Annotated in this window: 24 protein-coding genes; all 24 read right to left on the reverse strand. The window is 61.3% G+C overall.

What is annotated here, in order from left to right; translation table 11 throughout:
• Positions 1 to 88: 88 nt before the first annotated feature.
• The gene (gene rpmD, locus ACOJSJ_RS15990; RefSeq protein WP_420145963.1) at positions 89 to 268 is read right to left on the reverse strand and encodes a 50S ribosomal protein L30; all 180 of its coding nucleotides are present in this window, start codon (positions 266 to 268) and stop codon (positions 89 to 91) included.
• A gap of 5 nt (positions 269 to 273) precedes the next feature.
• Positions 274 to 990: a 30S ribosomal protein S5 gene (rpsE, locus tag ACOJSJ_RS15995; protein WP_420145964.1), complete on the reverse strand. Its 717-nt coding sequence runs from the start codon at positions 988 to 990 to the stop codon at positions 274 to 276.
• Positions 991 to 992: 2 nt separating this feature from the next.
• Positions 993 to 1,358, reverse strand: coding sequence for a 50S ribosomal protein L18 (gene rplR / locus ACOJSJ_RS16000; protein ID WP_420145965.1), 366 nt, complete (start codon positions 1,356 to 1,358; stop codon positions 993 to 995).
• Between the two features lies 1 nt (position 1,359).
• On the reverse strand, positions 1,360 to 1,893 hold the full coding sequence (gene rplF / locus ACOJSJ_RS16005) for a 50S ribosomal protein L6 (RefSeq protein ID WP_420145966.1): 534 nt from the start codon (positions 1,891 to 1,893) through the stop codon (positions 1,360 to 1,362).
• Positions 1,893 to 2,288, reverse strand: a complete 396-nt coding sequence (gene rpsH, locus ACOJSJ_RS16010) for a 30S ribosomal protein S8 (RefSeq protein ID WP_420145967.1) — start codon at positions 2,286 to 2,288, stop codon at positions 1,893 to 1,895. The genes rplF and rpsH overlap by 1 nt, the downstream gene beginning before the upstream one ends.
• A gap of 12 nt (positions 2,289 to 2,300) precedes the next feature.
• Positions 2,301 to 2,606: a 30S ribosomal protein S14 gene (rpsN, locus tag ACOJSJ_RS16015; protein WP_007707881.1), complete on the reverse strand. Its 306-nt coding sequence runs from the start codon at positions 2,604 to 2,606 to the stop codon at positions 2,301 to 2,303.
• A 53-nt stretch (positions 2,607 to 2,659) separates the two neighbouring features.
• The gene (rplE, locus tag ACOJSJ_RS16020) at positions 2,660 to 3,232 is read right to left on the reverse strand and encodes a 50S ribosomal protein L5 (RefSeq protein ID WP_420145968.1); all 573 of its coding nucleotides are present in this window, start codon (positions 3,230 to 3,232) and stop codon (positions 2,660 to 2,662) included.
• Positions 3,232 to 3,543 carry a 50S ribosomal protein L24 gene (rplX, locus tag ACOJSJ_RS16025; RefSeq protein ID WP_420145969.1) on the reverse strand — a complete coding sequence of 104 codons (312 nt, stop codon included), beginning with the start codon at positions 3,541 to 3,543 and terminating at the stop codon, positions 3,232 to 3,234. Before rplX ends, rplE begins: the two co-directional genes overlap by 1 nt.
• A complete protein-coding gene (rplN, locus tag ACOJSJ_RS16030) occupies positions 3,543 to 3,911 on the reverse strand; it encodes a 50S ribosomal protein L14 (RefSeq protein ID WP_056691686.1) in 369 nt (122 codons plus the stop codon). The genes rplX and rplN overlap by 1 nt, the downstream gene beginning before the upstream one ends.
• Positions 3,912 to 4,187: 276 nt before the next feature.
• The gene (gene rpsQ, locus ACOJSJ_RS16035) at positions 4,188 to 4,451 is read right to left on the reverse strand and encodes a 30S ribosomal protein S17 (RefSeq protein WP_009820639.1); all 264 of its coding nucleotides are present in this window, start codon (positions 4,449 to 4,451) and stop codon (positions 4,188 to 4,190) included.
• Between the two features lie 13 nt (positions 4,452 to 4,464).
• On the reverse strand, positions 4,465 to 4,668 hold the full coding sequence (gene rpmC / locus ACOJSJ_RS16040) for a 50S ribosomal protein L29 (RefSeq protein ID WP_007707894.1): 204 nt from the start codon (positions 4,666 to 4,668) through the stop codon (positions 4,465 to 4,467).
• A 3-nt stretch (positions 4,669 to 4,671) separates the two neighbouring features.
• Positions 4,672 to 5,103, reverse strand: coding sequence for a 50S ribosomal protein L16 (rplP, locus tag ACOJSJ_RS16045; protein WP_007686573.1), 432 nt, complete (start codon positions 5,101 to 5,103; stop codon positions 4,672 to 4,674).
• Between the two features lie 21 nt (positions 5,104 to 5,124).
• Entirely contained in the window at positions 5,125 to 5,820 is a 696-nt protein-coding gene (gene rpsC / locus ACOJSJ_RS16050; RefSeq protein WP_420145970.1) for a 30S ribosomal protein S3, read from the reverse strand.
• A 4-nt stretch (positions 5,821 to 5,824) separates the two neighbouring features.
• Entirely contained in the window at positions 5,825 to 6,211 is a 387-nt protein-coding gene (rplV, locus tag ACOJSJ_RS16055; protein WP_224550565.1) for a 50S ribosomal protein L22, read from the reverse strand.
• A complete protein-coding gene (rpsS, locus tag ACOJSJ_RS16060) occupies positions 6,211 to 6,489 on the reverse strand; it encodes a 30S ribosomal protein S19 (protein WP_420145971.1) in 279 nt (92 codons plus the stop codon). The genes rplV and rpsS overlap by 1 nt, the downstream gene beginning before the upstream one ends.
• A 5-nt stretch (positions 6,490 to 6,494) precedes the next feature.
• Entirely contained in the window at positions 6,495 to 7,331 is an 837-nt protein-coding gene (gene rplB / locus ACOJSJ_RS16065; RefSeq protein ID WP_004208720.1) for a 50S ribosomal protein L2, read from the reverse strand.
• Positions 7,332 to 7,333: 2 nt separating this feature from the next.
• Positions 7,334 to 7,651, reverse strand: a complete 318-nt coding sequence (locus ACOJSJ_RS16070; protein WP_420145972.1) for a 50S ribosomal protein L23 — start codon at positions 7,649 to 7,651, stop codon at positions 7,334 to 7,336.
• Positions 7,644 to 8,267: a 50S ribosomal protein L4 gene (gene rplD / locus ACOJSJ_RS16075; protein WP_420145973.1), complete on the reverse strand. Its 624-nt coding sequence runs from the start codon at positions 8,265 to 8,267 to the stop codon at positions 7,644 to 7,646. The genes ACOJSJ_RS16070 and rplD overlap by 8 nt, the downstream gene beginning before the upstream one ends.
• A 3-nt stretch (positions 8,268 to 8,270) precedes the next feature.
• Positions 8,271 to 9,023, reverse strand: a complete 753-nt coding sequence (gene rplC / locus ACOJSJ_RS16080) for a 50S ribosomal protein L3 (protein WP_420146015.1) — start codon at positions 9,021 to 9,023, stop codon at positions 8,271 to 8,273.
• A 287-nt stretch (positions 9,024 to 9,310) separates the two neighbouring features.
• Positions 9,311 to 9,619, reverse strand: coding sequence for a 30S ribosomal protein S10 (gene rpsJ / locus ACOJSJ_RS16085; protein ID WP_007686587.1), 309 nt, complete (start codon positions 9,617 to 9,619; stop codon positions 9,311 to 9,313).
• A gap of 207 nt (positions 9,620 to 9,826) precedes the next feature.
• On the reverse strand, positions 9,827 to 11,017 hold the full coding sequence (gene tuf, locus ACOJSJ_RS16090; RefSeq protein ID WP_420145974.1) for an elongation factor Tu: 1,191 nt from the start codon (positions 11,015 to 11,017) through the stop codon (positions 9,827 to 9,829).
• A 136-nt stretch (positions 11,018 to 11,153) separates the two neighbouring features.
• Positions 11,154 to 13,226 (reverse strand): elongation factor G, encoded by a 2,073-nt coding sequence (gene fusA / locus ACOJSJ_RS16095; protein ID WP_420145975.1) that lies wholly within the window; start codon positions 13,224 to 13,226, stop codon positions 11,154 to 11,156.
• A 162-nt stretch (positions 13,227 to 13,388) separates the two neighbouring features.
• On the reverse strand, positions 13,389 to 13,859 hold the full coding sequence (rpsG, locus tag ACOJSJ_RS16100) for a 30S ribosomal protein S7 (protein ID WP_420145976.1): 471 nt from the start codon (positions 13,857 to 13,859) through the stop codon (positions 13,389 to 13,391).
• 15 nt (positions 13,860 to 13,874) lie between these two features.
• A complete protein-coding gene (rpsL, locus tag ACOJSJ_RS16105; RefSeq protein WP_311269162.1) occupies positions 13,875 to 14,246 on the reverse strand; it encodes a 30S ribosomal protein S12 in 372 nt (123 codons plus the stop codon).
• Positions 14,247 to 14,413: the final 167 nt, after the last annotated feature.

Raw genomic sequence — 14,413 nt, forward strand, 5'->3', positions numbered from 1 at the left:
AGCGCCCCCCCCCCCCCACCTTAAAAACCCACCGGCCCTGTGCGCGACGGCTACCCGCCCCTTTTCCGTTTCTTAGAAGTCGGAAGGCTTAGCCTTCGACCACTTCCACCATGTGGGGCAGCTTCTTGATGGCACCGCGGACTTCCGCCGTGTCTTCCAGTTCCACCACGCGGTTCATCTTGCCAAGGCCCAGGCCGACCAGAATTTTCTTCTGGGCTTCGGGGCGACGGATCGGCGAACCGATCTGCTTGATCTTGATCTTCGCCATGTCAGTTACTCCGCAATCGCTTCGGCATCAGCCTGCGCGACGTCGGCAGAGGCACCACCGCGACGCAGAAGGTCGGCGACCTTCTTGCCACGACGCTGCGCCACCGACTTCGGGCTGGTCTGTTCGACCAGAGCCGCGAAGGTCGCACGGATCATGTTGTAGGGGTTCGACGTGCCGTTCGACTTGGTCACGACGTCAGCGACGCCGAGGCTTTCGAACACGGCGCGCATCGGACCACCGGCGATGATACCCGTACCGGCAGGCGCCGAACGCACGGTCACCTTGCCAGCGCCGAAGTGGCCGAGGCCGTCATGGTGCAGGGTGCGGCCTTCCTTCAGCGGAACGCGAACCATTGCCTTCTTGGCAGCGGCGGTCGCCTTGCTGATGGCTTCAGGCACTTCGCGCGCCTTGCCATGGCCGAAGCCCGCACGGCCCTTGCCATCGCCGACAACGACGAGAGCAGCGAAGCCGAAGCGCTTACCGCCCTTGACGGTCTTCGAGACGCGGTTGATGTGAACCAGCTTCTCGATCAGCTCTTCACCCTGTTCCTCGTCACGGTTGCCACCGCGACGATCGTCGCGACGGCCACGGCCACCGCGTTCGCCACGGTTGCGATCGCCACCGCCACGGTTGCCACGGCCACGGCCGGGACCACGACCTTCGGTCTGAGCCTCAGCACCCTCGACGGGCGCGACGACTTCGTTGGTGTTTTCGTCAGCCATGATCAGAACTCCAGCCCGCCTTCACGGGCGGCATCGGCCAGCGCCTTGACGCGGCCATGGAACAGGAAGCCACCACGGTCGAAAACGACCTTGGTAACACCGGCAGCGGCCGCCGCAGCGGCGACGCGCTTGCCGACATCGGCAGCAGCTTCGGAGGAGGCGCCGGTCTTGCCCAGAGCCTTCGAACCCACGTCCTTGTCCAGGGTCGAAGCGGCGGCAACGGTCTTACCCGCGACGTCGTCGATGACCTGGGCATAGATGTGACGGCCCGAACGATGGACGCTGAGGCGCGGGCGCGTGCCCGAAACAGCCTTGAGCGCGGTGCGAACGCGGCGACGACGCCGCGCGAAGAGGGAAAGCTTTGCCATCTTACTTCTTCTTCCCTTCCTTGCGGAAGATGAACTCGCCGGCGTACTTGATACCCTTGCCCTTATAGGGTTCGGGCTTGCGCCAGCGGCGGATCTCGGCGGCTACCTGACCCACCTTCTGCTTGTCGATACCGCTGATTTCGACCGTGGTGTTATCCGGGGTCTTGATCTCGATACCTTCGGGCACGTCGAAGTCGACGTCATGCGAGTAGCCAAGCTTCAGGTTCAGAACCTTGCCCTTGGCATCCGCACGATAACCGACGCCGGTGATCAGCAGCTTCTTGGTGTAACCTTCGGTCACGCCAGTGATCAGGTTGGCGATCAGGGTACGCTGCATGCCCCAGAAAGCGCGAGCGCGCTTACCGTCGTTGGCAGGCTTCACCGCGATCACACCGTCTTCGATGCTGTAGGTGACTTCGTTGGCCAGCGGGATCGACAAGGTGCCCTTGGGGCCCTTCACCGACAGCTCGCCATCGGCGATCGACGCGGTGACGCCCGCAGGGACGGCAACCGGCTTCTTACCAGTACGGCTCATCAGAACACCTCCGCCAGCACTTCGCCGCCGACATTCTGTTCGCGCGCTTCCGCGTCGGACAGAACGCCGCGAGGCGTCGATACGATGGTGATGCCCAGGCCGTTGCGCACGATCGGCAGTTCTTTCGAACCCGAATAGACGCGGCGGCCAGGCTTGGACACGCGGGCGACATGCTTGATCGCGGGCTGTCCTTCGAAATATTTGAGCTCGATGCGCAGACCAGCATGGTTGCCAAGAGCTTCCTCGGAATAACCGCGGATATAGCCTTCGCGCTGGAGAACGTCGAGCACGCGGGCGCGCAGCTTGGAAGCGGGGGACATCACGCTGTCCTTCTTCGCCTGCTGCCCGTTGCGGATGCGGGTGAGCATATCACCCAGGGGATCGGTCAATGCCATCTCAAATGATCCTTACCAGCTCGACTTGGTGACGCCGGGGATCAGGCCCTTGTTGGCCAGATCACGCAGCTGCACGCGGCAGAGGCGGAATTTGCGGTAATAAGCGCGGGGACGCCCCGTCAGTTCGCAGCGGTTCCGAACGCGGGTCGGGTTGCCGTTGCGGGGGATCTCCGCCATCTTCAGACGCGCGATCAGACGATCGCTGTCGTCGGCCGCGGTATCATTCGCGATCGCCTTGAGCTTCGCATAACGGCCAGCGTACTTCTTCACCAGCTTCTTGCGGCGCTCGTTCTTGTTGATCGAACTCAGTTTCGCCATGACTTAAGTTCTCTTCCTTAGCTTAAGCGTTTGGGAGAGAAGCGGGGCCTAGATTAGGCCGCCTGCTTCTCTTCGATCGGGAAGGGGAAACCGAAGAGGCGCAGCAGTTCGCGCGCTTCGTCGTCCGTCTTCGCCGTGGTGGTCACGATGATGTCCATGCCGCGTACCTTGTCGACACGATCATAGCTGATTTCCGGGAAGATGATCTGCTCCTTGATACCGAAGGCATAGTTGCCACGGCCATCGAAGCTCTTCGGGTTCAGGCCCCGGAAGTCGCGCACGCGGGGGAGCGCGATGTTGATCAGACGATCCAGAAATTCATACATGCGTTCACGACGCAGCGTGACCTTGGCACCGATCGGCATGCCTTCACGCAGCTTGAACTGCGCGATCGACTTCTTCGCCTTGGTGATGACCGGCTTCTGACCGGCGATCAGTTCCATTTCCTCGGCGGCCGACGTGACCTTCTTCTTGTCCTGGGTGGCTTCACCGACGCCCATGTTGAGCGTGATCTTTTCGATCCGGGGAATTTCCATGACGTTCTTGTAACCGAACTTTTCGGTCATCGCCTTGACGATTTCGGCATCATAGACCGACTTCGAACGCGGGGTGTACTTGTCGCTCATTACAGCACCTCACCGGACTTGACGGCGACGCGGACCTTCTTGCCGTCGCGTTCCTCGAAACGAACGCGGGTCGGCTTGCCGTCCTTGTCGGCGACAGCGACGTTGGAAATGTGGAGCGGCGCAGGCTTGCGCTCGATGCCACCCTGCGGGTTCGCCTGGTCGGGCTTGCGGTGCTTGGCGTGAACGTTCACGCCTTCCACTAGAACCTTGTCCGCCTTGGGCAGGACCTGGAGGACGGCGCCGGTACGGCCCTTGTCCTTGCCAGCCAGGATGACGACCTTGTCGCCCTTCTTGATCTTAGCAGCGCTCATTACAGCACCTCAGGAGCAAGGCTGATGATCTTCATGTGCTTCTTGGCGCGCAGTTCGCGAACGACCGGGCCAAAGATACGGGTGCCGATCGGCTCCTCGTTCTTGTTGATCAGCACAGCGGCGTTGCCATCGAAACGGATGACGCTGCCGTCGGCGCGACGAATGTCCTTCGCCGTGCGCACGATGACGGCACGATGCACGTCACCCTTCTTCACCTTGCCACGAGGCGCAGCTTCCTTGATCGAGACGACGATGATGTCGCCCACGCCAGCGAAGCGACGCTTCGAGCCGCCCAGCACCTTGATGCACTGGACGCGCTTGGCGCCGCTGTTGTCAGCGACGTCAAGATTGGATTGCATCTGGATCATTGATCCGGTTCCTTCTTATTTGGCCTACCGGGGCAATTCCCGGCGGTTCCGAATTCACGTGCATAGAGACTCATGCGAGCCTTTGACTCTACGCGAAGCGCGGGCCTGTACCTGTTCCCGAAGGAAAAGGCCAGCCCCGCGCCGCATTTTTTACCAAAGGCTTTGTTAGAGCCTCGCTGAAACGGCTTGCGATCTGATCGAACGCGTGCCGCTTCAGTGTCTCCCTAACCGCGATTTCTTAAACGGCGATCGTGACCGACCGCCTCGAAATCGCTATCAAGCAGCCGTTTCCGGCGACTTATGGGTGTCCACGCGCTCGATGACCTTCCAGGTCTTGAGCTTGGAAATCGGAGCGGTCTCTTCGATGCGGACCGTTTCGCCTTCCTTGTAGACATTGCCCTCATCATGGGCATGGTACTTCTTCGACAGGCGGATGATCTTGCCGTAGAGCGCATGCTTAACCTTGCGCTCTACGCGAACCACCACCGTCTTGTCGGTCTTGTCGGAAACCACCGTTCCCGTCAGCACGCGCTTGGGCATCGTGTAGTTTCCTTTACTTCGCAGCCGAGCGGTTACGCTCGGTCTGCAGGGTCTTGATCTGAGCGATCGACCGACGGACTTCCTTCACGCGGCTGGGCTTTTCCAGCTGGTTGGTGGCCGCCTGGAAGCGCAGATTGAACTGCTCACGCTTCAGGTTGTTGAGTTCGGTCGACAGTTCGTCGTCCGTCTTGGTCTTGAGGTCTGCGACGTTCGCCACGGCTTAACCCTCCAGGTGCGAGGTGTCGCCGAGGCGGGCAACGACCTTGGTCTTGATGGGCAGCTTCATCGCGGCGCGCGAGAAGGCCTCTGCTGCGAGCGGGCCGGGAACGCCGTCCAGTTCGAACAGGATGCGGCCCGGCTTGACGCGAGCTGCCCAATATTCGACCGAACCCTTACCCTTACCCTGACGGACTTCGGCGGGCTTCTTCGAAACCGGAACGTCGGGGAACACGCGGATCCACAGACGGCCCTGACGGCGAAGGTGACGCTGGATCGCGCGGCGGGCCGCTTCGATCTGACGGGCGGTGACGCGCTCAGGTTCCAGAGCCTTAAGACCGTAAGCGCCGAAATTCAGAGCCGAGCCACCCTTGGCATCGCCCTTGATCCGACCCTTGAAGGTCTTGCGGAACTTCATTTTCTTCGGTTGCAGCATGACGCTATTACCTTCTTATCTTCAGCGCGCCGGGCGCACGCCGGAGGTCTGAGCCTCCAGCATCAGCCGGTCGGTGGCCATCGGATCGTGACCAAGGATTTCGCCCTTGAAGATCCAGACCTTGATGCCGCACACGCCATAGGCGGTGTGGGCTTCGGCTTCGGCATAGTCCACGTTCGCACGCAGGGTATGCAGCGGAACGCGACCTTCGCGATACCATTCGACGCGCGCGATTTCCGCGCCGCCCAGACGGCCGCCGCAGGTGATCTTGATGCCTTCGGCACCCAGACGCAGGGCCGACTGCACCGCACGCTTCATCGCACGGCGGAAAGCCACGCGGCGTTCCAGCTGATCGGCGATGCCCTGTGCGACGAGCTTCGAATCGATTTCCGGCTTGCGGATTTCGACGATGTTCAGCGACACGTCGGACGAGGTCAGCGCGCCGAGCTTACGACGCAGCTTTTCAATGTCCGCGCCCTTCTTGCCGATGATGACGCCCGGACGGGCGGCATAGATCGACACGCGGCACAGCTTGGCCGGACGCTCGATAACCACCTTCGAGATCGCTGCCTGCGGCAGGTTCTTGAAAATATACTGGCGGATCTTGAGATCTTCCAGCAGCAGGCGGCCATAGTCGGCGCCTTCGGCGAACCAGCGGCTGTCCCAGGTACGGTTGATCTGAAGACGCAGACCGATCGGATTGCTCTTGTGACCCATGTGCTTACGCCTCCGCTTCTTCGCCAGCTTCACGCACGACGATGCGCACGCGGCTGAAGGGCTTGAGGATCCGGGTCGACTTGCCGCGGCCGCGAGCGTGGAAGCGCTTCAGGGTGAAGCTCTTGCCCACCGATGCTTCCGCGACGACCAGCGAATCGACGTCGAGATTGTGGTTGTTTTCCGCGTTGGCGATGGCCGAAGCCAGCACCTTGCGCACGTCGACAGCCATCGCCTTCTTCGAGAAGGCGAGGATGTTCAGCGCGTCTTCGACCTTGCGGCCGCGGATGAGCGTGGCAACCAGGTTCAACTTCTGCGCCGAACCACGGATCTGCGTGCCCACGGCAAGCGCTTCATTGTCGGCGACGCGACGGGGAGCCTTTTCCTTGCTCATTAGCGCTTGCCCTTCTTGTCGGCGGCGTGGCCGGGGAAGTAGCGGGTCGGGGCGAATTCGCCCAGCTTGTGACCAACCATTTCCTCGTTCACGAGAACCGGAACATGCTTGCGGCCGTTATAGACGTTGAACGTCAGGCCAACGAACTGCGGCAGGATGGTGGAGCGGCGCGACCAGGTCTTGATCGGGCCACCACGGCCACCGGCGTCCTGCGCCGTTTCCGCCTTCTTCAGAAGGCTGAGGTCCACGAACGGACCTTTCCAGACGGAACGAGCCATCTCGCTTACCTCTTCTTCTTCGCGTGGCGGCTACGGATGATGAACTTGTCCGTCGCCTTGTTGTGACGGGTGCGTGCACCCTTGGTCGGCTTGCCCCACGGCGTCACCGGATGACGGCCACCGGAGGTCCGGCCTTCACCACCACCATGCGGGTGGTCGACCGGGTTCTTCGCAACACCGCGCGTCAGAGGACGGATGCCGTTCCAACGGTTGCGGCCAGCCTTGGCAAGGTTGGTGTTGCCATTGTCGGGGTTCGACACGGCGCCAACGGTGCCCATGCAGTCCGAACGGATGTAACGCTGTTCACCCGACGACAGACGCACCATGACCATGCCACGGTCGCGACCGACCAGCTGGGCATAGGTGCCTGCCGAACGGCAGAGCTGCGCGCCCTTGCCCGGCTTCATTTCGATGTTGTGGATGATCGTGCCGACCGGCATCTGACCCAGTTCCATCGCATTGCCCGGCTTCACGTCGGTCTTCTTGCCAGCGATGACCTTGTCACCGGGGGCCAGACGCTGCGGCGCGATGATGTACGCCTGCGTGCCGTCGGGATAGTTCACCAGCGCGATGAAGGCGGTGCGGTTGGGGTCATATTCCAGACGCTCGACCGTGCCTTCGACGTCCCACAGGCGGCGCTTGAAATCGATGATACGATAACGCTGCTTGTGACCGCCACCGATACCGCGCGAGGTCACATGACCCTTGTTGTTGCGGCCACCGGTCTTGCGCTTGCCTTCGGTCAGAGCCTTGACGGGCTTGCCCTTGTGCAGGCTGGACTTGTCGACCAGGATCAGGCCGCGCTGGGCGGGGCTGGTCGGGTTATAATGCTTAAGAGCCATTTTTAACGGACTCCCTCGGTGATGTCGATCGACTGACCATCGGCCAGACGGACGATCGCCTTCTTCACGTCGCTGCGCGTGTAGGGCTTGCCCTTCCAGCGCTTCGTCTTGCCCTTGACGACCAGCGTGTTGACGCTCTTGACGTCAACGCCCCAGATCGCTTCCACAGCGGCCTTGATTTCCGGCTTGGAGGCGTTGCCTGCAACCTTGAAAACCACGGCGTTATTTTCGCTGAGAAGGGTCGACTTCTCGGTGATGTGGGGGGCGACAACAACGTCGTAATGACGGTTGTCGACGGTCCCGGCTTGCTTCTTAGCCATTGAAACGGGCCTCCAGCTTTTCGACCGCGGCGCGGGTGAGCACCAGCGAGTCGGCCTTCAGGATGTCGTAGACGTTGGCGCCAACGGCCGGCAGCAGGTTCACGCCGACGATGTTCGCCGAAGCCTTAGCAAAGCTGACGTTCACGGCGTCGCCGTCGATGAACAGCACCTTGTTCAGGTTCAGCTTGGCAAGGTTGGCGACCAGCGCCTTGGTTTTGCCTTCAGCCACGTCCAGATTGTCGAGGATGGTGAGCGAGCCGCTCTTGACCTTCGACGACAGCGCCATCTTCAGACCCAGCGCGCGAACCTTCTTGTTCAGCGAGGGGTTGAAGTCACGGACGCGGGCACCGTGAGCCTTACCACCGCCGATGAAGACGGGTGCGCGGCGATCGCCGTGACGAGCGGTACCGCCGCCCTTCTGGCGACCGAACTTTTTGCCGGTACGGGCGACGTCCGAACGCTCGCGGGTGCCGCGGGCGGTGCCACGACGCTTTTCGAGCTGCCAGGTGACGACGCGGTGCAGAATGTCGGCGCGCGGTTCAAGACCGAACACGTCGTCATTCAGCTCCAGTTCGCCGGCGGCTGCTGCGTCGAGGGTCTGTACATTGACCTTCATGATTTAGCCCTCCTGGCCTTCGGTCGCTTCGGGCGCGACTGCTTCTTGAGCAGGCGTTTCCGCGGCGGTGTTGCTGTTCGCGGCAGCCTTCAGGCTGGCGGGATACGGAACGTCGGCGGGGCGCTTCACCTTGACGGCGTCGCTGACGGTCAGCCAGGTGCCCTTGGCGCCCGGAACCGAACCCTTGACGAACAGCAGGCCACGCTCGACGTCCGTGCGGACGATTTCGAGGTTCTGCTGCGTGCGCTCGCGGTCACCCATGTGGCCCGCCATCTTCTTGTTCTTGAAGACGCGACCCGGATCCTGACGGTTACCCGTCGAACCATGGGCACGGTGGCTGATCGACACACCGTGGGTGGCGCGCATACCGCCGAAGCCCCAGCGCTTCATGGCACCGGCAAAGCCCTTACCCTGGGTATGACCAGCGACATCGACCAGCTGGCCGGCGATGAAGTGATCGGCCGCGATTTCGGCGCCGACATCGAGGAGCGCATCCTCGGCGACACGGAATTCGACCAGACGCTGCTTCGGCTCGACTTCCGCCTTGGCGAAGTGACCGCGCTGCGGTTTGGCGACATTCTTGACCTTCGCGACGCCCGCACCGAGCTGAACCGCGACGTAACCGTCTCGATCGACTTCCTTGCGAGCCACGACCTGATTGCCCTCGAGGGCAAGAACCGTAACAGGAATATGACGTCCGTCCTCTTGGAACAGACGGGTCATCCCGACTTTCTTAGCGATCACGCCTGTGCGCATCACTTGTTACTCCCATAGAGGCCCGCCTTAGCAGCGGGCGTATCCAACGAAAAAACCGCTCGGCATCTCTGCTTCGCGGCCCAACCCAATTACAAATCACCCCGTCCGGGTTGGATGCCCTCCCCTCATCGGGAAAGACGACGGGGGACCAGAACCACGCGCCGTTCCGGTTTACCGGATGGGGCCGTGCGGTATCCCTTGTGTCCGTTTGAGCTTCCGCGCTCCAGAGAAGGAGCGGCGGAATACCCGATACCCTGCCAACCCGAAGGAGGCAGGGACTTGCCGGCTTAGGCCAGCTTGATTTCGACGTTGACGCCAGCCGCGAGGTCCAGCTTCATCAGCGCGTCGACCGTCTGCGGCGTCGGCTGCACAATGTCAAGCATACGCTTGTAGGTGCGGACTTCGAACTGCTCGCGCGACTTCTTGTCGATGTGCGGGCCACGGTTGACCGTGAACTTTTCGATGCGCGTCGGAAGGGGAATGGGACCGCGGATAAGGGCGCCGGTGCGGCGGGCGGTGTCGGCGATGTCGCCGGTCGCCTGATCGAGCACGCGATGATCGAACGCCTTGAGACGAATGCGGATGTTGCTGTCCATAATTCCTGTACCGATGCGAAAGAGCCAAAACGCAGCGCATTTTTAAAATCAGCCGGAGCAGCCGATGATTTGCAAAAATGCGCCAACCAAAAAATATCCGCCCCGCAAACTGCCCTTCTAGCTCATGCGAGCCGGAGAAAGGCGATCCGGGGCGGTTAAAATCCTCAGCGGCGCGAATCAGGCGATTCGCGCCGCTGCGGTCCTATATTACTTCGAGATCGTGCCGACAACCCCTGCGCCGACGGTACGACCGCCTTCACGGATGGCGAAGCGCAGACCCGGATCCATGGCGATCGGGGCGATCAGCTTCACGCCGAGCTTCACGTTGTCGCCGGGCATGACCATCTCGGTGCCTTCGGGCAGGATCACTTCGCCGGTCACGTCGGTGGTGCGGAAGTAGAACTGCGGACGATAGTTCGCGAAGAACGGGGTGTGACGGCCACCTTCTTCCTTCGACAGGACGTAGACTTCCGCGTCGAATTCGGTGTGCGGGGTGATGGTGCCGGGCTTGGCCAGAACCTGGCCACGCTCAACTTCTTCACGCTTCGTGCCGCGCACCAGGGCGCCGATGTTGTCGCCTGCACGACCTTCGTCGAGCAGCTTGCGGAACATTTCCACGCCGGTGACGGTGGTCTTGGCGGTGGCCTTCAGGCCAACGATTTCGACTTCTTCACCAACCTTGATGATGCCGGTTTCGACGCGGCCGGTCACAACCGTACCACGGCCCGAGATCGAGAACACGTCTTCGATCGGCATCAGGAATGCCTTGTCGATCGGACGTTCCGGCTGCGGGATGAAGCTGTCAACGGCAGCCATCAGCTTCAGAACGGCGTCATGGCCGATTTCAGGGGTCTTGTCCTGAAGGGCGGCAACAGCCGAACCGGCGATGACGGGAATGTTGTCGCCGTCGAAGTCGTAGCTGCTGAGCAGTTCACGGATTTCGAGTTCGACCAGTTCCAGAATTTCGGCGTCGTCGACAAGGTCAACCTTGTTCATGAACACGACGAGCTGCGGCACGCCGACCTGACGGGCAAGCAGGATGTGCTCGCGGGTCTGGGGCATCGGGCCGTCGGTGGCCGAAACGACCAGGATCGCGCCGTCCATCTGGGCGGCACCGGTGATCATGTTCTTGACGTAGTCAGCGTGACCCGGGCAGTCGACGTGCGCATAGTGGCGCTGTTCGGTTTCATATTCGACGTGCGCGGTCGAAATGGTGATGCCGCGTTCGCGCTCTTCGGGAGCCTTGTCGATGTTGGCATAGTCAACGAAGGTCGCGCCGCCGGTTTCGGCCAGCACCTTGGTGATCGCTGCGGTCAGCGAGGTCTTGCCATGGTCAACGTGACCGATGGTGCCGATGTTGCAGTGCGGCTTGTTCCGCTCAAACTTAGCCTTAGCCATTATATCCTACCTTCTAATCAAATCAGCTTTGGTCTGACCGCTCGGCCGCGCCTCGCGAAGGCGCGTCCATAGCAGCAAATTTAGAGATTACCAGCCCCAAACCGAGCCGTTCGCACGGCTCGGCCCAGGAAAATCATCAGGCCATCTTCGCCTTGACTTCGTCCGCCACATTCTGCGGCACTTCGTCATAGTGCGAGAAGATCATCGAGTAATTCGCACGCCCCTGGGTGAAGGAGCGCAGCGAGTTCACGTAGCCGAACATGTTCGCCAGCGGAACCATGGCTTCGACGACCTGTGCGTTACCGCGGGTGTCGGTGCCCTGGATCTGGCCACGGCGGCTGTTCATGTCGCCGATGACGTCGCCCAGATATTCTTCCGGGGTCACGACTTCGACCTTCATGACGGGTTCGAGCAGGGTGATGCCCGACTTCTGGGCCGCTTCGCGCATGGCGGCGCGACCCGTGATTTCGAACGCCAGCGCCGACGAGTCGACGTCGTGATAGGCGCCGTCATAGAGCAGGATTTCGAAGTCGATGATCGGGAAGCCGATGAGCGAGCCAGTGGCCGCCGTTTCGCGCATACCCTTTTCAATGGCGGGGATATATTCCTTGGGAATATTACCGCCCTTGATTTCGTCCTTGAAGATGATGCCCGCGCCGCGTTCGCCCGGCGTCAGTTTCACCTTGATGCGGCCGAACTGACCCGTACCACCCGACTGCTTCTTGTGGGTGTAGTCGATGTCGACCGGCTTCTTGAGATATTCGCGATAGGCCACCTGCGGCGCACCGACGTTCGCCTCGACCTTGAACTCGCGCTTCATGCGGTCGACCAGGATTTCGAGGTGAAGTTCGCCCATGCCCTTGATGATGGTCTGGCCCGATTCGTGATCGGTCGATACGCGGAACGAAGGATCTTCGGCAGCCAGGCGATTGAGCGCGACACCCATCTTTTCCTGGTCGGCCTTGGTCTTGGGTTCCACCGACAGTTCGATGACCGGTTCGGGGAATTCCATGCGTTCCAGAATGATCGGCTGACGTTCGGCGCACAGCGTGTCGCCGGTGGTCGTTTCCTTCATGCCGGCCAGCGCGACGATGTCGCCCGCATAGGCGGTATCGATGTCTTCACGGCTGTTCGCATGCATCAGGAGCATACGACCGATCTTTTCCTTCTTGTCCTTCACCGAGTTCAGGTAGGTGCCCTTGGTGAGCGTACCCGAATAGACGCGCAGGAAGGTGAGCGAGCCGACGAACGGGTCGTTCATGATCTTGAACGCCAGGCCGGAGAACGGCGCGTCATCGGCGGTCGCACGGCTGTCAGGCGTTTCGCCGTCCATCTTGACGCCCTGGACGTCTTCGATGTCGAGCGGCGAAGGCAGATAGTCGACGACGGCGTCGAGCAGCGGCTGAACGCCCTTGTTCTTGAACGCCGAACCGCACAGCACCGGCACGAAGGCGTGACCCAGCGTACCCTTGCGGATCAGCTTCTTGAGGGTCGCGACGTCGGGTTCATTGCCTTCCAGATAGGCTTCCATCGCCTCGTCGTCCTGTTCGACGGCGAGTTCGATCAGCTTTTCGCGATATTCGGCAGCCTTGTCAGCCAGGTCGGCCGGAATTTCTTCATAGAAGAATTCGGCGCCCAGGCTTTCATCCTTCCAGATGATGGCGCGGTTTTCGACGAGGTCGACCAGACCCTTGAAGTCCGCTTCTGCGCCGATGGGCAGATACAGGACGGCCGGGACGGCGCCCAGACGGTCGATGATCGTCTGAACGCAATAATAGAAATTGGCGCCGGTGCGGTCGAGCTTGTTGATGAAGCACATCCGCGGAACCTTGTACTTGTCCGCCTGACGCCACACGGTTTCCGACTGCGGCTCGACACCGGCCACGCCGTCGAAAGCGGCGACCGCACCGTCGAGCACGCGCAGCGAACGTTCGACTTCGATGGTGAAGTCAACGTGGCCGGGGGTGTCGATGATGTTCAGGCGGTGATCGTTCCAGATGCAGGTCGTTGCAGCCGAGGTGATCGTGATACCACGTTCCTGCTCCTGCTCCATCCAGTCCATGGTCGCGGCGCCGTCATGGACTTCGCCGATCTTGTAGGACTTGCCGGTGTAGTAGAGGATACGCTCGGTCGTGGTGGTCTTGCCGGCGTCGATATGCGCCATGATACCGAAATTGCGATAGCGTTCGAGCGGATGGCTGCGGGCCATGATGCTTCTCCGTTGCCGGCGCGCCGGCGGTGAGGGGATTCGTTTATTCTGCGCGTGGCCCCTAAACCAATCCGTTCGCCATGGGTAGCCACCCGTGGCGAACGGACCGATTTCGGATGCCGAATGACGAAACGGGCACCATGATGGCGCCCGCCTGCCTTATTACCAGCGGTAGTGCGAGAAGGCGCGGTTCGCTTCCGCCATGCGGTGCGTGTCTTCGCGCTTCTTCACGGCATTGCCGCGGTTGTTGGCGGCGTCCAGCAGCTCACCCGACAGACGGGCTGCCATGGTGGTTTCGCTGCGGTTGCGCGCGGCGGTGATCAGCCAGCGGATGGCCAGCGCCTGGGCGCGTTCGGGACGCACTTCGACCGGGACCTGATAGGTCGCACCACCGACACGGCGGCTGCGAACTTCGATACCGGGCTTTACATTGTTCAGGGCATCATGGAACATGCCGATCGGGTCCTTCTTGGAACGCGTTTCGACAGTGTCGAGAGCGCCATAGACGATCTGTTCGGCAACGGCCTTCTTGCCGTCCTGCATGATGCTGTTCATGAACTTCGACAGCACGACATCACCGAACTTGGGATCCGGCAGGATGACGCGCTTTTCGGGGCGACGACGACGTGACATATTACTGGTCTCCCCTTACTTCGGACGCTTCGCGCCGTACTTCGAACGGCTCTGCTTACGATCCTTGACGCCCTGGGTATCCAGAACGCCGCGCAGCACGTGGTAACGCACACCGGGAAGGTCGCGTACGCGGCCGCCACGGATCAGCACAACGCTGTGCTCCTGAAGGTTGTGGCCTTCACCCGGAATGTAGGTGATGACTTCGCGCTGGTTGACCAGACGCACCTTCGCCACCTTACGCAGAGCCGAGTTCGGCTTCTTCGGGGTCGTCGTGTAGACGCGGGTGCAAACGCCGCGCTTTTGCGGGTTCGCATCCATTGCAGGGACCTTGCTCTTGGCCTTCTGCAGTTCGCGGCCCTTGCGGACCAGCTGGTTGATAGTTGGCATGAAGCCCTTCACCTTTTCAGTTACTTTACCTGTGCATTCCCGCTTTCCGTGCCGTTCGGGCGACGATTCGACCAAACAGCAAAGGCCCCGGTGGGCAAAAGCCCCCTGGAGCCGCAAGAACACCCGGTAATGTTCAGCTCTAAAAGACCCGGATGATCGACCTTGAG

Origin of the sequence: Sphingobium sp. (assembly GCF_048594625.1) — a bacterium.
Classification (GTDB): Bacteria; Pseudomonadota; Alphaproteobacteria; order Sphingomonadales; family Sphingomonadaceae; genus Sphingobium.